At 69.0% G+C, this 21,013-nt stretch carries 22 protein-coding genes; 8 read left to right on the top strand and 14 right to left on the bottom strand.

The features are described from left to right. The first annotated feature begins 43 nt into the window (after positions 1 to 43). On the top strand, positions 44 to 1,489 hold the full coding sequence (locus tag RGD00_RS07370; protein ID WP_310456665.1) for an aldehyde dehydrogenase family protein: 1,446 nt from the start codon (positions 44 to 46) through the stop codon (positions 1,487 to 1,489). Between the two features lie 9 nt (positions 1,490 to 1,498). Here RGD00_RS07370 and RGD00_RS07365 read toward each other — a convergent pair whose 3' ends face one another. Continuing rightward, positions 1,499 to 2,149: an RluA family pseudouridine synthase gene (locus RGD00_RS07365; RefSeq protein WP_310456664.1), complete on the bottom strand. Its 651-nt coding sequence runs from the start codon at positions 2,147 to 2,149 to the stop codon at positions 1,499 to 1,501. 123 nt (positions 2,150 to 2,272) lie between these two features. Here RGD00_RS07365 and RGD00_RS07360 point away from each other — a divergent pair, with 123 nt between their 5' ends. Both RGD00_RS07360 and RGD00_RS07355 read left to right on the top strand, forming a co-directional pair. Continuing rightward, a complete protein-coding gene (locus tag RGD00_RS07360) occupies positions 2,273 to 2,608 on the top strand; it encodes an STAS domain-containing protein (protein ID WP_310456663.1) in 336 nt (111 codons plus the stop codon). Then, complete coding sequence (locus RGD00_RS07355; protein WP_310456662.1) at positions 2,598 to 3,044, top strand: ATP-binding protein; 447 nt, start codon at positions 2,598 to 2,600, stop codon at positions 3,042 to 3,044. Before RGD00_RS07360 ends, RGD00_RS07355 begins: the two co-directional genes overlap by 11 nt. Positions 3,045 to 3,334: 290 nt before the next feature. On the opposite strand, the gene hspQ is transcribed toward RGD00_RS07355, so the two are convergent. Continuing rightward, the gene (hspQ, locus tag RGD00_RS07350) at positions 3,335 to 3,661 is read right to left on the bottom strand and encodes a heat shock protein HspQ (protein WP_310456661.1); all 327 of its coding nucleotides are present in this window, start codon (positions 3,659 to 3,661) and stop codon (positions 3,335 to 3,337) included. 173 nt (positions 3,662 to 3,834) lie between these two features. Between hspQ and RGD00_RS07345 the strand changes: the two genes are divergently transcribed. Beyond that, positions 3,835 to 4,326, top strand: a complete 492-nt coding sequence (locus tag RGD00_RS07345) for a thioesterase family protein (RefSeq protein ID WP_310456660.1) — start codon at positions 3,835 to 3,837, stop codon at positions 4,324 to 4,326. A 93-nt stretch (positions 4,327 to 4,419) separates the two neighbouring features. Then, a complete protein-coding gene (locus tag RGD00_RS07340) occupies positions 4,420 to 5,013 on the top strand; it encodes a transglycosylase SLT domain-containing protein (protein ID WP_310456659.1) in 594 nt (197 codons plus the stop codon). Between the two features lie 20 nt (positions 5,014 to 5,033). Here the strand turns inward: RGD00_RS07340 and RGD00_RS07335 are convergent, their stop codons facing one another. The 4 genes from RGD00_RS07335 to RGD00_RS07320 all read right to left on the bottom strand — a co-directional run bounded on the left by RGD00_RS07335 (position 5,034) and on the right by RGD00_RS07320 (position 11,614). Beyond that, positions 5,034 to 5,663 (bottom strand): LolA family protein, encoded by a 630-nt coding sequence (locus RGD00_RS07335; RefSeq protein ID WP_310456658.1) that lies wholly within the window; start codon positions 5,661 to 5,663, stop codon positions 5,034 to 5,036. A gap of 88 nt (positions 5,664 to 5,751) precedes the next feature. Next, on the bottom strand, positions 5,752 to 8,967 hold the full coding sequence (locus RGD00_RS07330) for a DNA translocase FtsK (protein ID WP_310456657.1): 3,216 nt from the start codon (positions 8,965 to 8,967) through the stop codon (positions 5,752 to 5,754). Between the two features lie 5 nt (positions 8,968 to 8,972). Next, the gene (locus RGD00_RS07325) at positions 8,973 to 10,157 is read right to left on the bottom strand and encodes an aminotransferase class I/II-fold pyridoxal phosphate-dependent enzyme (protein ID WP_310456656.1); all 1,185 of its coding nucleotides are present in this window, start codon (positions 10,155 to 10,157) and stop codon (positions 8,973 to 8,975) included. Positions 10,158 to 10,276: 119 nt separating this feature from the next. Then, complete coding sequence (locus RGD00_RS07320; protein ID WP_310456655.1) at positions 10,277 to 11,614, bottom strand: amidase; 1,338 nt, start codon at positions 11,612 to 11,614, stop codon at positions 10,277 to 10,279. Positions 11,615 to 11,695: 81 nt separating this feature from the next. Between RGD00_RS07320 and RGD00_RS07315 the strand changes: the two genes are divergently transcribed. Then, positions 11,696 to 12,922, top strand: coding sequence for an FAD-dependent monooxygenase (locus tag RGD00_RS07315; protein WP_310456654.1), 1,227 nt, complete (start codon positions 11,696 to 11,698; stop codon positions 12,920 to 12,922). 171 nt (positions 12,923 to 13,093) lie between these two features. Here RGD00_RS07315 and RGD00_RS07310 read toward each other — a convergent pair whose 3' ends face one another. The 6 genes from RGD00_RS07310 to RGD00_RS07285 all read right to left on the bottom strand — a co-directional run bounded on the left by RGD00_RS07310 (position 13,094) and on the right by RGD00_RS07285 (position 17,337). After that, a complete protein-coding gene (locus tag RGD00_RS07310) occupies positions 13,094 to 13,279 on the bottom strand; it encodes a Trm112 family protein (RefSeq protein WP_310456653.1) in 186 nt (61 codons plus the stop codon). Further along, the gene (locus RGD00_RS07305; RefSeq protein ID WP_310456652.1) at positions 13,276 to 13,938 is read right to left on the bottom strand and encodes an LON peptidase substrate-binding domain-containing protein; all 663 of its coding nucleotides are present in this window, start codon (positions 13,936 to 13,938) and stop codon (positions 13,276 to 13,278) included. Before RGD00_RS07305 ends, RGD00_RS07310 begins: the two co-directional genes overlap by 4 nt. 26 nt (positions 13,939 to 13,964) lie before the next feature. Next, positions 13,965 to 14,867, bottom strand: coding sequence for a tetratricopeptide repeat protein (locus tag RGD00_RS07300; protein WP_310456651.1), 903 nt, complete (start codon positions 14,865 to 14,867; stop codon positions 13,965 to 13,967). A gap of 59 nt (positions 14,868 to 14,926) precedes the next feature. Then, positions 14,927 to 15,715, bottom strand: a complete 789-nt coding sequence (locus tag RGD00_RS07295) for an exodeoxyribonuclease III (protein WP_310456650.1) — start codon at positions 15,713 to 15,715, stop codon at positions 14,927 to 14,929. A 171-nt stretch (positions 15,716 to 15,886) separates the two neighbouring features. Beyond that, positions 15,887 to 16,315 (bottom strand): glyoxalase superfamily protein, encoded by a 429-nt coding sequence (locus RGD00_RS07290; protein WP_310456649.1) that lies wholly within the window; start codon positions 16,313 to 16,315, stop codon positions 15,887 to 15,889. Between the two features lie 335 nt (positions 16,316 to 16,650). Beyond that, a complete protein-coding gene (locus tag RGD00_RS07285; RefSeq protein ID WP_310456648.1) occupies positions 16,651 to 17,337 on the bottom strand; it encodes a response regulator transcription factor in 687 nt (228 codons plus the stop codon). Positions 17,338 to 17,488: 151 nt separating this feature from the next. Here RGD00_RS07285 and ribA point away from each other — a divergent pair, with 151 nt between their 5' ends. Next, positions 17,489 to 18,580 carry a GTP cyclohydrolase II gene (gene ribA, locus RGD00_RS07280; RefSeq protein WP_310456647.1) on the top strand — a complete coding sequence of 364 codons (1,092 nt, stop codon included), beginning with the start codon at positions 17,489 to 17,491 and terminating at the stop codon, positions 18,578 to 18,580. Positions 18,581 to 18,612: 32 nt separating this feature from the next. Continuing rightward, a complete protein-coding gene (locus RGD00_RS07275; protein WP_310456795.1) occupies positions 18,613 to 19,086 on the top strand; it encodes a L,D-transpeptidase family protein in 474 nt (157 codons plus the stop codon). Positions 19,087 to 19,136: 50 nt separating this feature from the next. Here RGD00_RS07275 and RGD00_RS07270 read toward each other — a convergent pair whose 3' ends face one another. Further along, complete coding sequence (locus tag RGD00_RS07270) at positions 19,137 to 19,790, bottom strand: YggS family pyridoxal phosphate-dependent enzyme (protein ID WP_310456646.1); 654 nt, start codon at positions 19,788 to 19,790, stop codon at positions 19,137 to 19,139. A 71-nt stretch (positions 19,791 to 19,861) separates the two neighbouring features. Next, the gene (locus RGD00_RS07265; RefSeq protein ID WP_310456645.1) at positions 19,862 to 20,821 is read right to left on the bottom strand and encodes a porin; all 960 of its coding nucleotides are present in this window, start codon (positions 20,819 to 20,821) and stop codon (positions 19,862 to 19,864) included. Positions 20,822 to 21,013: the final 192 nt, after the last annotated feature.

The raw sequence follows: 21,013 nt of genomic DNA, 5'->3' as shown, positions 1-21,013 counted from the left end.
CATCCTCTGCCCACAGCCCCCGGCCCGCGAAGAGGATGCCCCGATGCTCGACAAACGTCTGTTCTACATCAACGGCAAATGGGTCGCGCCCGCCGTCGCGCGCGACCATGCGGTGATCGACCCCGCGACCGAGGAATCCTGCGCCACGATCAGCCTCGGCGGGCAGGCCGATACCGACGCCGCCGTGGCCGCCGCGAAGGACGCCTTCGACGACTGGGCCGCCACGCCCCCGGCGGAACGGCTGGCGCTGGTGGAACGGCTTCTGGCCATCTACGAATCGCGGCTGGACGAAATGGGCCGCGCGATCAGCCTGGAAATGGGCGCGCCGATCGACATGGCGCGGCGGTCGCAGGCCACATCCGGCAGCTGGCACATCCGCAACTTCATCACCGCCTTCAAACATGTCGAGTGGATCCGCCCCCTCGGCCCCCACACCCCCAACGACCGCATCGCGCTGGAACCCATCGGGGTGGTGGGCCTGATCACGCCTTGGAACTGGCCGATGAACCAGGTGACGCTGAAGGTCACGCCGGCGCTGCTGGCGGGCTGCACCATGGTGCTGAAACCCTCGGAAGAGGCACCGCTGTCGTCCATGCTGTTCGCGGAAATGCTGCACGAGGCGGGCGTGCCCAAGGGTGTCTTCAATCTGGTGAACGGCGACGGCGCGGGTGTGGGCACGCAACTGTCGGCCCACCGGGATGTGAACATGATCTCGTTCACCGGATCGACCCGCGCGGGCAAGGCGATCAGCCGCACGGCGGCCGAAACGCTGAAACGGGTGACGCTGGAACTGGGCGGCAAGGGGGCCAATCTGGTCTTTGCCGATGCCGATCCGATGGCGGTGCGGCGCGGCGTGCAGCACATGTTCGAGAACTCGGGCCAAAGCTGCAACGCGCCCTCGCGCATGCTGGTGGAACGGCCGATCTACGATCAGGCGGTGGAAATCGCCCGTCAGGTGGCCGAGGAAACGCGCGTCGCCTCGCCCCGCGAACATGGGGGCCATATCGGCCCGGTGATCAACCGCCGCCAGTGGGACCAGATCCAGGGCTATATCCAGAAGGGCATCGACGAGGGCGCGCGGCTGGTCGCCGGCGGTCCGGGCCTGCCCGAGGGGATGAACAAGGGCTTCTACGTCCGCCCCACCGTCTTTGCCGATGTGAAACCCGGCATGACCATCGAACGCGAGGAAATCTTCGGCCCCGTTCTGGCGATGATGCCCTTCGACACCGAGGATCAGGCGGTGCGCATCGCCAACGACACGCCCTATGGCCTGACCAACTATGTCCAAAGCGGGGACGGCGCGCGGCGCAACCGGCTGGCGCGGCGGCTGCGTTCGGGCATGGTGGAAATGAACGGCAAGTCCCGGTCAGCCGGCGCGCCCTTCGGCGGCATCAAGGCATCGGGCCGCGCGCGCGAGGGCGGGGTCTGGGGGATCGAGGAATTCCTCGAATCCAAGGCGATTTCCGGCTGGGATCCCGACAGGGGCTAGGATGCGGCCTCAGAACGGACAGGGGGCGGTGAAGGTCATCATCTGCCCCGTGCCCGGGTGGCGCAGGCGCAGGCTTTCGGCGTGCAGCATCAGCCGCGGAAAGGCGCGCGCCGGGCCGGTGGCATAGATCGGGTCGCCCAGGATCGGGTGGCCCAGTTCCGCCATATGCACCCGCAACTGGTGGCTGCGCCCGGTCAGGGGGCGCAGGCGGGTGCGGGTTTCGGTATCGGTCTGCGCCAGCACCTCCCAGTCCGTCTGCGCGGCGCGGCCGTGGTCGTGGCTGACCATCTGCCGCGGCCGGTTGGGCCAGTCGGCGCACAAGGGCAGGTCCACCCGCCCCGTCGCGGGCGACAGCCGACCCCAGAGGCGGGCGAGATAGGTCTTTTCGACCTCGCGCCGCTCGAACTGCTTGCCGAGCGCGCCTTGCGCCGGCTTGTGCAGCGCAAAGACCATCACCCCGGATGTGTCGCAATCCAGCCGGTGGACCAGCAGCACCCGCGGATATTCCGCCGCCAGCCGGGCGATCAGGCAATCGTCGCGCCCCGGCAGCTTGCCGGGCACCGACAGCAGCCCCGCGGGCTTGTCGGCCACCAGAATGTCGTCGTCCCGGTATAGCACCGACAGCGGCACATCGGGCGGGTCGTAGCTGAATTCGATCATCCCCGGGGCATCGCCGATAACGCCCCCGCCGTCAATCGCGCCCCTCGGGCTGGGGCGTGGGCGGTTACGGATTGGTAACTCCGCCGCCCTAATCTTGCCACATCCAGCCAGAGGAACCAGACGATGGACATCAGTTTCGAACATTCCGGCGATATGGTGGTCGCCCGCGTGAACGAAAACCGGATCGACGCGGCGGTGGCGATCCAGTTCAAGGACCGCATGCGCGAACTGCTTCAGACCGCCGCGCCGGTGGTGGTGCTGGACCTGTCGCAGGTGGCGTTCCTGGACAGCAGCGGCCTTGGCGCGGTGGTCGCGGTGATGAAGCTTCTGGGCCCCGGGCGGCGGCTGGAACTGGCGGGGCTGACGCCGGGGGTGCTGCGCGTCTTTCGCCTCACGCGGATGGACAGCGTGTTCACCATCCACGACGCCGCGCCCCCCTCGCTGCGCCATGCCGGCTAGGACGGGGGCGCAACCGGCCTGTCCGCGCAGGCTGCGGCTGGTGTTTCCGGCCGATCCGCTGGCGGTGCGGCAGGCGCTGCACGACCTGCACGAAGGGCTGCGGGATTGCCCCGTCTCGCCCCAGTGCCGCGCGACGATGGAACTGGTGCTGGCAGAGGTGCTGAACAATGTCGTCGAACATGCCTATGCCGACCGCGGGGGCGAGATCGAGATCTGCGTGCAGCGCAGCGGCGGCGGGCTCGTCTGCTGCGTGGCGGACAGCGGCCGCCCCATGCCCCATGGCGCCCTGCCCCCGGGCGACCTGCCGGGCACCGATGCCGCCGACCTGCCAGAGGGGGGCTTCGGCTGGCACCTGATCCGCGCATTGTCGCGCGATCTCGACTACCGGCGCGAAGGCACCCGCAACCTGCTGCGGTTCCATCTGCCTGCGATGTAATGCCGCGACCGGCCGCCGATTGTCACGCCAACAGAAACGATGCCCCGAAAATGCCCCAGTTCACCCGAAATGCAGCCCGACGAATCGTCCAGACAGGCCGGGTAGCTGCATAAGGCTTCCCTCGGCGCCGTGGACACAAGCCCCCACCCAGCCTGCGGCGCCGAGGTCTTTGCTGTCACCCCCGCGGGGGATGGAAGCGTCTTGCGCCGAATCACCGGGCAAGGCCGCCCTTGGCATGTTGGAACCGCCGCATCGGCACCCGCAAGACGCAGCGCCGCCGGGACCGGGGCCTAGTTCAGCTGGAACTGCAAGGGATAGCGCCCATCCTCGAAATCGCCGAAGAGGTCGGGCAGGTCGGGGTGGTCGACCGGCTGGCCCGTGTCATCCGGCACAAGATTTTGTTCCGAGACATAGGCCACATAATAACTCTGGTCGTTTTCAGCCAACAGGTGGTAGAAAGGCTGATCCTTCGCGGGCCGGCTTTCCTCGGGGATGGCGGCATACCATTCCTCGGTGTTGGAAAACATCGCATCCACATCGAACACCACGCCCCGGAACGGATGCTTGCGATGGCGCAGCACCTGACCGAGATGATATTTCGCCTGCGCCTTGAACATACACATACCCCCGAACTTGGTTAGTACATCCTCGGGCCGGGGACTGTCCACCGCTGCACCAAGGGGTTGGCGGAAACAGACTGTCCGGCAGCGGCCGAAAAAGCGGCGATCCGCCCTTGCCCCCGGCGGCCGGATGCCCAAACCTGCAATCCCCGACCGGAGCCGGAGCCGCCATGACCGCCACAGCGCCCCAACCCCTGTTCGTCGCCCGCGAAATGGTGGTCGAACCCGAATGGATCGACCTCAACGGCCACCTGAACATGGCCTATTACCATGTCCTCTTCGACCGCAGCATCGAAGAGGCCTATGCCCCCCTGGGCTTCGGGTCCGACTATATCCAGACCCGCGGCCTGACCGTCTACACCGCCGAGGTCCATGTCTGCTACCTACGCGAACTGCACGCCGGCGACCGCGTGCAATGCAGCTTCCGGCTGCTGGACCATGACGCCAAGCGCATGCACTGCTTTCAGGAAATGCGCCATGTCGATGGCTGGCTGGCCGCGACCTCGGAAACGATGGTGCTGCATATCGATACCCGCGGCCCCCGCGTCGCCCCCTTCCCGCCCGACTGCATGGAACGCATCGCCGCCGCGCAGGCCGCACAGGCCGGCCTGCCCCGCCCCCCGCAGGCCGGCCGCGTGATCGGCATCCGCCGGCGCGCCTGACGCTCGCGCGTTTCTGATCGGGGGGTGCGGGCGGGGCATTTCAACCCGTCGCGGTTTCGCGTAAAGTCGGACAAAAGAAAACGCGAGGGGCAGATGAGCAGACTTCTTCGCGCGTCGGTATTGTTGCTTGTGCTTGCCTCTTGCGGAGGCGGCAACTTTTCGGCGCCGCGCGACCTCGACAACGCCTGTGCCATCGTGCGCGAACGGCCCAAGTACCATTCCGCGATGAAGCGGACGGAACGCCGGTGGGGCGTGCCGGTGCATGTGCAGATGGCGACGATCCATCAGGAATCGAAGTTCATCGGCAACGCCCGCACGCCCTTCCGCTATGCGCTCGGCGTGATCCCGATGGGGCGGCAAAGCTCTGCCTATGGCTACAGCCAGGCGCTGGACCAGACATGGGAGGAATACCAGCAGGAAAGCGGCCGCCGCAGTGCGCGGCGCGACCGGATCCAGGACGCGACCGATTTCATGGGCTGGTACATGGACAAGTCGGAAAAGGGCCTCGGCATTTCCAAGCGCGACGCGCGCAACCAGTATCTCGCCTATCACGAAGGGCGCAACGGCTTTGCCCGCGGCAGCTACAACGACAAGCCCTGGCTGGTGGCGGTGGCGCAGCGCGTGGGCGACCGGGCAGAGATGTACCGGGTGCAGTTGCGCAACTGCGGCGGTGGCGGCGGGCGCTGAGGCCCGCGCGCCCCGGCGGCTCAGCGCCCGGCGGTCATGCCGCGCAGTTCCATCTCGCGCGCGATGTTGAACAGGTTGCGGTCGATCCCACCGCCGCGCCGCCCCTCGCCCAGAACCAGCGTGGTGCGCCCGCCGGCGTCGTCGGTGATGATCCACTGGCGCAGTTCGACCGGCGCGGGGGTGAACACCATCTCGATCGTACCGTATTCGGGGTGTTCGGGGTCCTGCGCGATCACATGGGTGGCGGGGCCTTCCTCGCGGTGCCCCACGACCATCTTCGCCGCGCCGAGGTCGACATTGCTGCCGAGGATCAGGTTCAGCGGCGTGCGGCGCAGCGGGTATTGTTCCGGCGGCTGGTTCGACTTGGGATCGAAGATCGCCACCTGCTGGCCATCCGACAGGACCAGCGTCTTGTCCGGCGGCGCATATTCGAACCGCACCCGGCCCGGGCGGTCGATACGGATCGTGCCGGTGGCGATGGTGCCGTCGGGGTTGATCTGGGTGAAGGCCGCCTGCAACGTGTCGATACCGTTGAGGTAACGCGACAGTTCGGCCAGCGGGATCGGCGCGGCCAGGGCAGGCAGCGCCAAGGCCGCAGCGGCGGCAAGGGCGGCGACGGGCGCCAGGATCAGCGAACGGAACATGCTCATGTGACCTATATAACCGCCCCCGGTACGCCCCGCATCCCCCCGCGCTTCACGTTCGGCGGAGGGGCGGCGGGCCGGGGTTGTCCCCGGCCTATTGTTCCGGCAGCAGGATCTCGCGCTTGCCCACGTGGTTCGCGGGGGTGACGACGCCCTGGTCCTCCATCTGTTCCACCAGCCGCGCGGCCTTCTGATAGCCGATGCCGAGTTTCCGCTGGATGTAGGAGGTCGAACATTTCCGGTCCCGCGCCACGATGGCCACCGCCTGATCGTAAAGCGCATCCTCGGAATTCTCGCCCCCGCCCAGACCCAGCACCGCGTCGATGTCGGATGCCGAATCCTCGTCCGGCCCCTCGACCACGCCCGACATGTATTGCGGCGGGCCGAAGCTTTTCAGATGGGTCACGACCTCTTCGACCTCTTCGTCGCTGACGAAGGGCCCGTGGATGCGGCTGATCCGCCCGCCCCCGGCCATGTAGAGCATATCGCCCATGCCCAGAAGCTGTTCGGCCCCCTGTTCGCCCAGAATGGTGCGGCTGTCGATCTTGGACGTGACCTGGAAGGAAATCCGGGTGGGGAAGTTCGCCTTGATCGTGCCGGTGATGACATCGACCGAGGGCCGCTGCGTCGCCATGATCAGGTGGATGCCCGACGCCCGCGCCATCTGCGCCAGACGCTGGATGCAGGCCTCGATCTCTTTCCCCGCGACCATCATCAGGTCGGCCATCTCGTCCACGATGACGACGATATAGGGCAGCGCCACGGGGGCGAATTCGTCGGTCTCGAAAATCGGATCGCCGGTGTCCTCGTCGAAGCCGGTCTGGACGGTGCGCTTGAACATCTCGCCCCGGTCCAGCGCCTCGCGGACGCGGCCGTTGTAGCCCTCGATGTTGCGCACGCCCATCTTGGACATCTTGCGATAGCGTTCCTCCATCTCGCCCACGACCCATTTCAGGGCGACGACCGCCTTTTTCGGGTCGGTGACGACGGGGGACAGCAGATGCGGGATGCCGTCATAGACCGACAGTTCCAGCATCTTGGGGTCGATCATGATCAGCCGGCATTCCTCGGGCGTGAGTTTATACAGCAGCGACAGGATCATGGTGTTGATCGCCACCGACTTGCCCGACCCGGTGGTCCCGGCGATCAGCAGGTGGGGCATCTTGGCCAGGTTCGCCACGATCGGATCGCCGCCGATATCCTTGCCCAGGGCCAGCGGCAGGCGCATGTTGCTGTCGCCGAAATCGCGGGCCGAGAGGATCTCGCGCAGCACGACCTTTTCGCGGTGGGCGTTCGGCAGTTCGATCCCGATCACCGACCGCCCCGGCACGGTGGACACCCGCGCCGACAGCGCCGACATGGACCGCGCGATGTCGTCGGCCAGACCGATCACCCGGCTGGCCTTGAGCCCCGGCGCGGGTTCGAGTTCGTACATCGTCACCACCGGCCCGGGGCGGACGGAAACGATTTCGCCCTTCACGCCATAGTCGTCCAGCACGTTTTCCAGCAGCCGCGCGTTTTCCTCCAGCGCCTCGTCGGACAGGTGGTGGCGGATGATCGAGGTGGGGTTGGTCAGCAGCGACAGCGGCGGCGCCTCGTACTCGGGGAAGTGGTCCTCGAACTTCAGGCGCGGCTGCGCCTCGGCGCGGGCCTGACGGGATTCGGGGATCGTGCGTTTCACCGCGGGCTGGACGATGCGGCGCGGTTCCGGCACGGGCACCGTCAGGCGCGGGGCCGGCGCGGCGGGGCTGATCGGCGCGCGCAGGGGCGGGGCCGCGTGCAGGGGTTCGGGCACGGACCAGGTGTCGTCCACATCCTCCATATCCTCGAAGCCGAGGTCGTCTTCCACCAGATCCTCGTCCCATGCGGGCCCTGCCCCGGCCGTATGGGGCGCGGGGTCGAGGTATTCGCGCGGCAGGGGGTCGGCCTCGGGCATCGCCACGGCGGCGCGCGGGGCCGCAGCCACGAAAGCCGCCGCCGCAGGGGCCGCCGTCAGGGGGGCCGCCGTCACCGGCGGTTCCGGCGGCAGCGCGGGCGCGGCGGGGCGGCGTTGGGTGTCGAGGATCAGCGGCATCGGCTTGCGCGGCCGGAACATCGGCGGTTCGGCCCGGGCTGCGGCATCCACGGGCGGTGCGGTCACGACGGGCACCGGCGCCCGGCGCACGCGGGCGCGGATCACGTCGCTGATACGGGCGCGGATGCGGTCCTCGCTCGGCAGGTCGGAATAGCGGTGGGGGTCGAGCGGCGGGGGCTCCACCAGTTCGGGCTCGGGTTCCGGCGTGCGTTTCATCAACCCGGGCACCATCGCCAGCAGGCTGCGCACCGGGGCAGAGGGTTCGGGCGCGGGCGCGGCGGCCTGCGGGCGCGGGTCGGCGCGCAGGGGGCGCGGGGCCGCACGCGGATCGGCGTTGAGCGGCTGCGGCGCCTGGAACTGCGCGGGTTCGGCCGCGCGGGCAACACGGGCCTGCACGGCGCGGGTCACGCTGTCGGCCACCACGGGCGCGGGTTCCTCTGCCGCCGCGGCACGGCGGACGCGGGCGGCAGCAGCGGGCGCAGGCACGGGGGCCGCGGCGGCCCGTTCCGCCCGCGCAGCGCGCCAGTCGCCTGCCCGCGCGCTGGCCTGCGACCGGACCGCGCTGCCCGTCCGCAGCGCGAGGCCAAGCCCCTGCCGCGTCAGCATCACCGCACCGGCATAGGTCATCACCAGCCCGACCAGCAGGAACCGGCCCACCGCGCGCAGTTCCGGCATGTCGAACCCGGTGACGAACAGCCCCATCGCCACCAGCGCCAGCGCGATCAGCAGCGACAGGATCTTCAGCCCCACCGTCGCCTGAACCGGCGCCACGCCCAGCAACGCGCCCAGAACCGTGTCGCCGAACAGACCGCCAAGACCGAAGGAATGGCCCCAATCCGCCCCCGGCACATGCGTCGCGGCATAGACAGAGGCCAGCGCGATGGCGATCAGCGCAAAGATCAGCCGGCCGATCGCGCGATCCTCGCCCAGATGCAGCATGAAGCGCAGCCCCCAGGCCGCCAGCACCACCGGCAGGCCCCAGGCGCCGAGCCCGGCGATGATGATCAGCGTCGAGGACACCGCCGCCCCGAACCGCCCCATCGCGTTCTGCGCGGGTTCGTCCGTCGCCACCATCCAGCCCGGATCGTCGGGCGCATAGCTGCCCAGCATCACCGCCACCGCAAGGGCGAGCGCGATCAGGAGGACGCCCAAAAGCTCCTTGCCGCGCCGTTCGATCATGGCCTGCATGTTCCGATCCAGAAGCGGATCCCGCTGCCTGACCTGATAGGATGCCATTCGCCTCACCCTCGTCCGTAGAGACAGTCGCGCAACAGGGTCAGCCCCTGCTGCATCTGTTGTTGTTCGGCCACCAGCGCGACCCGGATATAGCCCTTGCCGGGGTTATCCCCCCCGACCTCGCGCGCCAGATAGGCGCCGGGCAGAACCCGCACGCCGGTTTCCCGCCAGAGCCGCAGCGCCGCGTCCTCGCCATCCGCGACGGGCAGCCACAGGAAGAACCCGCCCTCGGGCATCGCGACGCCCTGATGACCGGCAAAGACCGCCTCGGCCAGCGCGAACTTTTCCTGATAAAGCTTGCGGTTGGCGGTCACGTGATCCTCGTCCGCCCACAGCCGTTCCGCCACCCGTTGCAGCGGCAGGGGCAGCGGCGCGCCCGCATAGGACCGCAGCCGGCGGATCAGCGCCATGCCCCGCGCGCCCCCGGCCACGAAGCCCGACCGCAGCCCCGGCACGTTGGACCGTTTCGACAGCGAATTGAAGGCGAACACCTTTTCCGGGTCCGCGCCCACCTGCGCCGCGACCGACAGGATGCCGGGCGGCGGCGCGCTGCGCCAGATTTCGGAATAGCATTCGTCGGACAGGACGGTGAAACCGTGCCTTTCCGCCAGCGCCAGCAGGTCGGCCAGATAGTCGCGCCCCGCCACCGCGCCCTGCGGGTTCGCGGGCGAACAGATCCAGGCCAGCGCCACGCGGTCCAGCACCGCGGCGGGCAAGGCGCCGTAATCGGGCAGGAACCCGGTGGCCGCGGTCGCGGGCACATAGACGGGCTCCGCCCCCACCGCCAGCGCGGCCACGGCATAGACCTGATAGAAGGGGTTCGGCATCAGCACCACCGGACGCTGGCCGTTCTTCGTTTCCGGGCAAAGCGCCAGCGCCGCGTTGAACAGCCCCTCGCGCGTGCCGTTCAGCACCATCAGCCGGTCCGCCGCGACATCCGCCCCGTGCCGCCGCGCGATCCAGCCGGATATGGCGGCCAGCAGTTCCGGCGTGCCCTCGTTCGGCGGGTAAACCCCGAAACCGCCAAGGTTTTCCGCCAGAACCTCGCCCACGAAGGCGGGAAAGGGGTGGCGCGGCTCGCCGATGGTCATGGCCAAGGGCTCACCCCCCGGCGCATGCGAATCAAGCAACGCGCGCAGACGCGGAAATGCGTAGTCTGGCAGGTTCGAAAACCGCTCGGGATATGCCATTACTGCCTCGTTCACCGGGGTCGTATCGCCCCGTTTGGGGGAACGATACCGGCTATTCGGGGCCGGGTCCAGAAAAACGCCGCAATCCCCGCCGCTTGATGGGCGGAATTGTGGCTTTTTCACCCGCGGCGCAGCACGGGTTCCGCCGCCGCACCCAGACGCAGCAGGCGTTCCTCGGCCTCCGGCAAGGTCAGGAACATGATCCCGCAGGACGCAACGCCCGTGGGCAGGGTCAGCGCCGCGCCCTCGAACAGGTTGCCGATACGGGTGTTGCGCAGGGCGCGGGCGTTTTCCTGCGTGTAATAGTCGGCATCGCGCAGCAGGCGGGCCGCATCGGGCGGCAGGTTGGGCGTCGTGGGCAGGATCACCGCATCCGCCCCCGCGACCGCCGCCGCCCATTGCGCGCGCAGGACATGAAGCCGCCGCCATGCCGCCACGAAATCCGTCGCCTTGATCGCGGCCCCGGTGCGGAAACGGTCGAGGATAAGGGGGAACATCTTGTCCGGCGCGGCCTCGATGGTGTCCTGCCACAGCCCATAGGCCTCGGGTGCGACCAGTGTCGCCGCCAGCCCCAATGCCTCTGCCACGCCGGGAAAGCGCAGCCGGTCCACCCGCGCGCCCGCCGCCGTGAGGCACGACACCGCGGCGTCGAACGCCTGCGCGGGGGCGGGGGAAAGATCGTCCAGCGCCACGGTTTCCAGCACCAGAAGCCGCCGCCCCGCCAGACCGGCCCCGCGCAGGTCGGCCGGCCGCCCGCCCCCCATCGCCGCCAGCAGCAGCGCGCAATCCTCGACGCTCCGCCCCATCGGGCCCACGGTGTCGAAACTGTTGGCCAAAGGCACCACCCCGGCCCCCGGCAGCCGCCCCCGCGTGGGCTTGAACCCCACGAGGTCGTTCCACGCCGGCGGAATGCGGATCGAGCCGCCCGTATCCGTGCCGATGGCCGCCGCCGCCAGCCCGAAGGCGACCGAGGCCGCCGCGCCGGAGGACGACCCCCCGGGCACCGCCGCCGGGTCGTTCACATTCGGCGGGGTCGCGGTGACGGGATTGAGCCCCAGACCCGAAAACGCCAGTTCCGACAGATGCGTCTTGCCCAGACAGACGAGCCCGGCAAAGGTCGCCGCACGCAGCACCGGCGCATCCGCCGCAGGCACCCGCCCCGCCAGCAGGGCCGATCCGGCCTCGGTCGCCACGCCCGCGGTGTCGATATTGTCCTTCCAGCTGATCGGCACGCCGTCCAGCAGCCCCCTCCGCAACCCCATCTTGGCGCGTTCGGCGGCCGCCATCGCCTCGTCCCGCGCACGTTCCGGGGTGGTGCGGGCATAGATGCGCGGCGTGTCGGGATGGGCGGCGATGGCGTCGAGGAACGCCTCGGCCAGTTCGACCGGATGGATCTGCCCCGCGCCGATCGCCCGCCCCAGATCGCCCGCCGTCATCGTCAGCCAGTTCGCGCGCATCCCACCCTCCACCGGTTGCGCGCCGACCGTAACGGCAGCGCGGCGCATGGACAATCCCGCGCGGCGGGGCATAGTGGGGGCATGGAACGCGATACCGATGTCATCATTGCCGGGGGCGGGCTGAACGGCCCCGCACTGGCGCTGGCGCTGGCGCAGGGGGGCCTGCGCGTCACCGTGATCGACGCGCGCCCCGCACCGGCACGCGCCGAAACCGGGTTCGACGGGCGGGCCTATGCGCTGGCCATCGCCTCGCGCCGGTTGCTGGCGGCCATCGGGGTCTGGGGGGCGGTGGCCGACAGGGCGCAACCCATCCTCGGCATCAAGGCCAGCGACGGGCGCGCGGGCGAAGGTGCTGCGCCCTTCTTCCTCCATTTCGACCATGCGGAAATCGAGGAAGGCCCGATGGGCCACATGCTGGAAGACCGCTTCCTCTACGCCGCCTTTCTGGATGCGATGCGCAACGCGCCCGGGGTGACGCTGCGCGACGGCGAAAAGGTGGTGGCGCAGGCGGTCGCGGGGGCGGGCGTCACCGTGGCGCTGGCCTCGGGGCGGCGGGTGACGGGGCGGGTGCTGGTCGGCTGCGACGGGCGGGCCAGCGGCACCGCCGCGCGCGCCGGTATCCGCCGCCACGGATGGGGCTATGGCCAGACCGCGCTGGTCTGCGCGCTGGACCACGACCTGCCCCACCACGGCATCGCGCATCAGCTGTTCATGCCCGCCGGGCCGCTCGCCATCCTGCCCCTGCCCGGCAACCGCAGTTCCATCGTCTGGTCGGAATCCGACGCGACCGCCGCCACCATCGCCGCCCTGCCCGACGACGCCTTCCTCGACCTGCTGCGCCCGCGCTTCGGCGATTTTCTGGGGGGCATCCGGCTGGCGGGCGCACGTTTCACCTATCCGCTCAGCCTGTCGCTGGCCGAACGCTATGCCGCGCCCCGCATCGCGCTGGCGGGCGACGCGGCGCATGGGGTGCATCCGATCGCGGGACAGGGGCTGAACCTCGGGCTGCGCGACGTGGGCGCGCTGGCCGAGGTGCTGGTGGATGCCCACCGGCGGGGCGAGGATATCGGCGCGCCCGACGTGCTGGACCGCTATCAACGCTGGCGGCGGTTCGACGCGACCGCGCTGGCGCTTGGCATGGATGGGGTCAACCGGCTGTTTTCCAACGACAACCCGCTGTTGCGCGCGGCCCGCGACCTCGGCCTCGGGCTGGTCAATGCCACCCCGCCGCTGCGCCGCCACTTCATCCGGCAGGCCGCCGGACTGACGGGCGAACTGCCGCGGCTGATGCAGGGCCGGCCGGTCTGAGGCTGGATGGGACAGCGCCGGGGGCTTCGCGCCCCCGGACCCCCGCGGGATATTTAAGGACAGAAAATGAGCAGGGGGCGCCTCGCTGCCCGAAAGCGGGGCTTCATCTTGCCATAAATACTCCGGGGGTCCGGGGGCTGGCCCCCGGCGCCACCCCATCCACCGGCAGGGTCAGTCGATCTCGCGCGCCTCGCTGACCAGCATGATCGGGATGCCGCCGCGGATCGGATAGGCCAGATGGGCGGATCGCGACACCAGTTCCTGCCGTTCGGCGTCGTAGGCCAGCGGCCCGCGCGTCACCGGGCAGACCAGCGCCTCCAGCATGCGGCGGTCGAAGGCGGGCGCGGTGTCGGTCATTGCATCGTTTCCTCTCCGGGCCCGGCGTGAAGGGCGAATTCGATCAGCGTCACCAGTGTCTCGCGCCGGGTTTCCAGCGACGGCGCCTCCAGCAGCGCCTGCTTGTCCTCGGGCGAGAAGGGACAGAGCATGGACAGCGAGTTGATCAGCAGTTCATCCTCCGCCGCGGTCAGGCTGCCCCAGTCGGTCGACAGCTGCATCGCCTCGAAATACCGGCGCAGCAGGTCGAGGAAGGGTTCGCGGCGAAAGCCCGCGTCGGTTTCCGCCGGCCCCATGTCGCGCCCGAAGGGGGCCCAGTCGATATGGAACCGCCGGTAGGGGGTGAAGCCCAAAGCCTCGTCCCCGATGCGGAACCGCGACACCCCGGTGAGCGAGATCATGTAGCGCCCGTCCTCGGTTTCGGAAAACCCGGTCAGGCGGCCGGCGCAGCCGATGGCCTGAAGCCGCTTTTCCTCGCCCGTCTCGCCCCCCCGCCCGCCGGGCAGGTCGCGCGGCTGGATCATGCCGATCAGCCGGTGCGGCGTGCGCAGGCAATCGTCGATCATCGCCAGATAGCGCGGCTCGAAAATATGCAGCGGCAGGCGCGACCGGGGCAGCAGCAGCGCCCCGGGCAGGGGAAAGACCGCGATCACGTCGGGCAGATCACCAAAGCGTTTCATGGTCTCTCCCTCCGGCAGGCGCCGGTTCAGGCGAAGATCATCGACGACAGGCGCCGCCGGCCCTTCAGCACGATGGGGTCCTGCGGTTTCAGCGCATCGAAGATGGTGAACAGCTGTGCCCGCGCGGCGCCGTCGTTCCATTCGCGGTCGCGGCGGAAGAGTTCCAGCAGTTCGTCCACCGCCTCGTCCACGCGGCCGGCGGCATGCAGGGCCTGCGCAAAATCGAACCGGGCCTGAGGGTTGCCGGGGTCGGCGGCGACCTGTGCGGCCAGCTGATCCAGCGGCCCGGCCTCGGCGGCCTGTTTCGCCAGCGCGATCTGCGCGCGGGCGGCCTCGACCTCTGCGGCGCGGGCGATGGCGGGGGGGGCGTTGGCGACCAGCGCCTCGGCCTGGTCGATCTGGCCCACGGCGATCCAGGCGCGTGCCAGCCCGCCAAGCGCGGCGGCGCTTTCGGGTTCTTCGGCCAGGATCGCGGCGAAGGTTTCGGCGGCGTCGGCGGCGGCGCCTTCTTCCAGCATCTGTTCGGCGGCCGCGATCGCATCGGCAAGCCCGCCGTCACCGGCCAGCGCCGCCACGCGGTCGATGAACTTCTTCACCTCGCTGCCCGACAGCGCGCCCTGAAAGCCGTCGACCGGCTGGCCCTGCCAGAAGGCATAGACCGTGGGGATCGACTGGATGCGCAGCTGACCCGCGATCATCTGGTTCTGGTCCACGTCGATCTTGACCATGCGGACCTTGCCGCCCGCCGCCTGCACCGCCGATTCCAGCGCGGGGCCGAGCGTCTTGCACGGCCCGCACCACGGCGCCCAGAAATCGACGATGACCGGCACCTCGCGGCTGGCCTCGATCACGTCCTGCATGAAGGTGGCCTCGGACCCGTCCTTGACCAGATCGCCCGCCGCCTTTGTCGTCTGTCCCAAACCGAGCATACCTGCCCTCCGATACTGATTTGTCCCTATATGCGCGCGCAGCCCGCCCCTGCCAAGGGTCACAGATCGAACGAGGCCAGCACCGGCGCGTGGTCGGAGGGTTGTTCCCATCCCCGCACGGGGCGCAGGATGCGGCTGGCATGGCCCGCGGCGGCGATGTCGCGGCTGGCCCAGATGTGATCCAGCCGCCGGCCCTTGTCGGCCGCGTCCCAGTCGGGCGAGCGGTAGGACCACCAGCTGTAAAGCCGCCCGTCCGGGATGTCCTGCCGGGTGATGTCGACCCAGTTGCCCGCCGCCTGCGCATCGGTGAAATGTTCGACCTCGACGGGCGTGTGGCTGACGATCTTGAGCAGCGCCTTGTGGTTCCACACGTCGTCCTCGCGCGGGGCGATGTTGAGATCGCCGACGAGGATCGCCTTTTGCGGCGCATTGTCGCGGAAGAAGTCGCGCAGATGGGCGACGAAATCGAGCTTCTGTCCGAATTTCACGTTCAGCGCCCGGTCGGGGATGTCGCCGCCCGCGGGCACGTAGACGTTGTGGATGACGACCCCGTTTTCCAGCCGCGCCGCGACATGGCGGGCATGGCCGAGGCCCGCGAAATCGACCTCGCCCGCATCCTCCAGCGGCAGTTTCGACAGGATCGCGACGCCGTTGTAGCCCTTTTGCCCGCGCGCGACGATATGGCCGTAGCCCGCGGCGCGGAACGCCTCCAGCGGGATCTTGTCCACGGGGGCCTTGCATTCCTGAAGGCACAGCACGTCGGGCGCCTCTTCGGTCAGCAGCCGCGCCACCAGCCCCTCGCGCAGGCGGACGGAGTTGATGTTCCAGGTGGCGATGGTGAGGGTCATGGCAGGCTCCTTTATCCGGCGGGCAGGGTAATGCCCCGCGCCGGGGGGCTCAAGCCGCGGGGGAAAAGAAAAGCCCGGGCGGAACCCGGGCCAGTCTAACAGGGAGACGCGATCATATGGCACCCTGCGCGGGGGCCGCACCTTGACCTGTGTCAAGCCGGGCAAATAGGATCACATATCCAGCACCAGATGCGGCACGCCGTCCGAGGTCGTGCTGAAGGACACCCCGTCCGGCCCCACCACCGCCCGCACCCGGCGGCGGAACAGGGAAAAGCTGTCGAATGTCACCACATCGACCGGCGTGTCGAAATGCAGCACCAGCGCATAACGGCCGGGCGAAAGTTCGGTCACGCCAAGCACCTCCGCCACGAAGGGCTGCTTGAGGTAACGCCCCGCCACCCGGTCGCCCGGCATTGCCGGCGGCTGCAGCCGGTTGCCCAGTTGCGCGTGCAGCGTGTTCCAGTCGTGGAAACCATGCGCCCGCGCCACCGTTTCCAGCGCGGCGGAATGGGTCGTTTCGCGCCCCTGAGCCGCCAGTGCCGCGCGCAGCGCCCGCGCCTCGGCCTTCGCGGCCTCTATCGAACGGGGAAAGCCCGTCATCTTGCGTTCCTTTCGGTTCGCCGGGGTCTGGCATGGGGCCTGCGTTGCCATGTCTCCCGGCCCGGAAAGGTCAGCAGAACGGTCATCCTGAAACGCTCAGGTCCGATTTCACCATGGCTTGGCGCCAGCAGGCGGCGGGGATCGGCACCCCTGCGCCCCGGCTATACCCCTGCCCCGGTCCTGTCAACGCCCATGAAAAAAGGCCCGGGCACAGGGCCCGGGCCAGTCCAACAGGGAGGATGCCGCGTCATGACCCCGACGCGGCCAGGGGAACTCGTGGAAACGCTGCCGTCGATTTCGGGGGATAGCAGGCGTTTTCGTCAACAATATGGCAATCAGGTCGCCAGTTTGTAACCCCCCGCCTCTGTCACCAGCAGACGGGCGTTCGAGGGATCGGGTTCGATCTTCTGCCGCAGGCGGTAGATGTGGGTTTCCAGCGTATGCGTCGTGACGCCCGCGTTATACCCCCAGACCTCGTGCAGCAGCACATCGCGCGGCACCACCGCCTGACCGGCGCGGTAGAGGAACTTGAGGATATTGGTTTCCTTTTCCGTCAGCCGCACCTTGCGTTCCTTCTCGTCCAGCAACAGCTTCATCGCCGGCTTGAACGTATAGGGGCCAAGCTGGAACACCGCGTCCTCGGATTGTTCGTGCTGGCGCAGTTGCGCGCGGATGCGGGCCAGAAGGACGGGGAATTTGAAAGGCTTGGGGATATAGTCGTTCGCCCCCGCGTCGAGGCCGAGGATCGTGTCGGCATCCGTGTCATGCCCCGTCAGCATCAGGATCGGGCTTTTCACCCCCTGCTTGCGCATCCGCCGGCACAGCTCCCGCCCGTCGGTGTCGGGCAGGCCCACGTCGAGGATGATCAGGTCGAAATGCGCCGCCTTGACCTTTTCGATCCCGTCGTGGCCGTTGGCGGCCTCGAACACGTCGAAATCCTCGGTCTGCACCAGTTGTTCCGACAGCGCCTCGCGCAGGTCGTCGTCATCGTCGACCAGAAGGATTTTCCTGAGATTGGCCATGGGCTTCCTCCGTTTTGCGTGATCGACATGTGAGGCGGCGCGGCGCGGGGCAAGGATTGCAACACTATGCTCACGCGGTCGTGTCGGAAATGCGGGATATGTTTCAATATGCTACGCGACGCGCTAGAGAAGGGGCCGAAAGGACCCGCCCATGACCCTCGCCCCCGGCATCGTCGAACGGCTCAGCCGCGCCCGAGCGGACCTGCGCATGGGCGTGCCCGTGGTGCTGGTGGGCGGCGGGCAGGCGGTGCTGGCGGTGCCGGCGGAAACGCTCGGGGCGCCGCGGCTGGCGGCGCTGCGGGCGATGGGGGGCGATCCGGTGCTGGCGGTGACGGCGCGGCGGGCCGAAACGCTCAAGGCCCGGGCCTATGACGGCGATCTGGCGCGGATCGTGATCCCGCCGGATGTGGGGCTGGCCTGGGTGCAGGCGGTGGCCGACCCGGCGGACGACCTGAACGCGCCGATGAAGGGCCCGCTGCTGACCGCGCGCGAGGGCGACGCGGCGTTGCACCGGGCGGCGGTGATGCTGGTGAAATCGGCGCATCTGCTGCCTGCGGCGGTGGTTCTGGCGGTGCCGAACGGGCTGGCCGTGGCGGCCGAACACGGGCTGACGCTGATCCCGGTGGACGAGGCGGGGCCGGTCCTGCTGCGGGCGGCGGCGCTGCACCCGGTGGTGTCGGCGCGCCTGCCGATGGCGGCGGCAGAGGCCGGGCGGCTGCACATCTTCCGCCCCGACGACGGCGGGGATGAACATTACGCGATCGAGATCGGCCGCCCCGACCGCGGCGCACCGGTGCTGGCGCGGCTGCATTCGGCCTGTTTCACCGGCGACGTTCTGGGCAGCCTGAAATGCGACTGCGGGCCCCAGTTGCGCGCCGCGCTGGCGCAGATGGGGGCCGAAGGCGCGGGGGTCCTGCTCTACCTCAACCAGGAGGGGCGGGGGATCGGGCTGGCCAACAAGATGCGCGCCTATTCCTTGCAGGATCAGGGGTTCGATACGGTTCAGGCGAACCACCGGCTCGGGTTCGAGGATGACGAGCGCGATTTCCGCATCGGCGCGGGCATCCTGCGGCAGATGGGTTTCGGCGCGGTACGGCTGATGACCAACAACCCCGCCAAGATCCGCATGATGGAGGCGCAGGGCCTGCGGGTGGTGGAACGGGTGCCGCTGAAGGTGGGGCAGACGGCGCAGAACGCGGGCTATCTGGCGACCAAGGCGGCGAAGTCGGGGCATCTTCTGTGATCACGGGATGGGGCGACATCGTGATCACGCGCATGGGCGCGCGGTTTCTGGGCCGCCGTTTCGCCTGTACGGTGGGCCGCGGCGGCGTGGTGCCCCCGGGCGCGAAACGCGAAGGGGACGGGGCGACGCCAGCGGGGGTGCACCGGATCGTCGGCATGCTCTACCGTGCCGACCGCCTGCCCCGGCCTGCGGATTGGGCTCTGCCGATCGGGCCGGGGGACCTGTGGTCGGATGATGACGCCGATCCGGCCTACAACCACATGACCCGCGCCCCGCACGGGTTTTCGCACGAACGGCTGCGGCGGGCGGATCCGATGTATGATCTGGTCCTGATCACCGACTGGAACTGGCCCGATGCGGTGCCGGGGCGGGGATCGGCGATCTTCGTGCACCAATGGCGGCGGCCCTTGCGGCGCACGGCGGGCTGCGTGGCCTTTGCGCGGGCGGACCTGCACTGGATCGCCCGGCGGGTGGTGCCGGGGACGCGGCTGATCGTGCAGGGCTGACCGCTACCGCGCGGAAAATTTTTCGGAGAAAAATTTTCGCCCCCCGGTTGTCAGCCGTAGGCCCGCGCGCCGAAGATGGCCGAACCCACGCGGACATGGGTGGCGCCGTGGGCGATGGCGGTCTCGAAATCGCTGCTCATCCCCATGGACAGACCCGTCAGGCCGTTGCGTTCGGCGATCCGGGCCAGCAGGGCGAAATGGGGGGCGGGGTCCGTATCCTCGGGCGGGATGCACATCAGCCCGGCCAGCGTCAGGTCCATCCCCCGGCAGGCGGCGATGAAACCGTCGGCCGCATCGGGCAGGACACCGGCCTTCTGCGGCTCCATCCCGGTGTTGACCTGCACGAACAACTCCGGGCAGGCCCCCCGCGCCTGCACGAGGCGCGAAAGCCGTTCGGCAAGGCTTGGCCGGTCCAGCGTGTGGATGGCGTCGAACAGGTCCAGCGCCGGTTTGGCCTTGTTGGTCTGCAAGGGGCCGATCATGTGCAGTTCCACCCCCGGGAACCGCGCGCGCAGGTCGGGCCATTTGCCCGCGGCCTCTTGCACGTAATTCTCGCCGAAACGGCGGTGGCCGGCCTCCAGCACCGCGGTCACGCGGTCGAGCGGCTGCACCTTGGACACGGCGATCAGCCGGACCGAACCCGGCGCGCGGCCTGCCGCGGCCTCGGCCGCTGCGATGCGGGTCTGGATGTCCGTCAACGACATGGGATCCCCCTTCTGCAAAAGAAAAGAGCGGGCTTTCGCCCGCTCTTCCCCTAGCCGATGATCCGGTTGGATCAGAAGCTGAAGCTCACACCGAAGTCGGCGCGGGTGGTGTTCCACGGGGTGCTTTCCACGCCGCCGACCAGCTTGGCGCCGCCGCCGAGGTTGTAGGACACGCCGAGGCCGTAGGCGGTGTCGACGCCCGCGGTGTCTTCGTCAGCGACGTAAGCCATCACGGTGGTCGCGCCGAAGGTGGCCGAGCCGTTCAGGGCGATCTTGGTGGTGCCGTCGTTGTCGGCAACCTGGAAGCCGACGCCGTAGTCACCGATGTTGCCGCCGACGAGCAGGATCAGCTTGTCTTCGGTGTTCAGGGTGCTGTCCGAGTAGCCGAGAGCGACGGTCCAGCCCGAGAACTTGTAGGCGCCGTAGATGGCCGAACGCTCGACTTTGCCGGCCAGGCCGCTCAGCGAGTTCGACGAGTGCGAGGCGTGCACCGTGAAGTCACCCATGGTGTACTTCACTTCGATGCCTTCGCGGCCGCCCGGGCCGTTGCCGGTGGACGAGTACGCATCCCAGCCGAAGTAGCCTTTGGCGACGGTGTTGGTGACGAGGCCCGACCACGACAGGCCGGTGAGGCTCATGCCAGCGGTCCAGTACAGGCCCGGCATCGATTCGATCGAGCCTTCGATGTTGCCGACGGCAACGGTCAGGCCGTTGTAGGCGGCATACAGACGGGCGCCCGAGAAGCCGCGGTTGCCGCCCATTTCGTCCGACTGGTGACGCAGGAACGCGCCGAGGGTCACACCGCCGTCGGTGGTGGTCGAGGCGTTCACCTGGAAGCGCAGACGCTTTTCAAGGGTCGCTTCGCGGGTGCCGACCGGCATGTTCGAGTCGAACGCAGCGCCCGGGGGGACGACGGTCGGATCGCTGTTGTATTGCAGACCGAAGCGGGCGTTCCCGTTGAAGGTAACTTCCGCGGCGGCCGCGCCGGCGGTCATCAGCAGCGCCGTGGTGGCCAGAAGAACTTTTTTCATCGTTTTCCCTCGTTGTATCTAGGGTGCCGCCCAACTCAGGGAAATCCGAATTGGGAATGCTGCCTATTTCGCCCCCCTGCCCCTCGATTGCAATCGTCTGGCCGCCCCGTGGCGAAACTGGTGGCGGCATGGTGCAGCGATGCCACAGTCGCGGCAGCCCCCCCCGCGCAGACCCCGCCCGGAAAAGCCTTG

The sequence above is a fragment of the Ruixingdingia sedimenti genome, from assembly GCF_031432425.1.
Lineage (GTDB): Bacteria > Pseudomonadota > Alphaproteobacteria > Rhodobacterales > Rhodobacteraceae > Ruixingdingia > Ruixingdingia sedimenti.
Note: the sequence above shows the minus strand (reverse complement) of the source record. Positions and strands in the feature narration are given on the sequence as shown.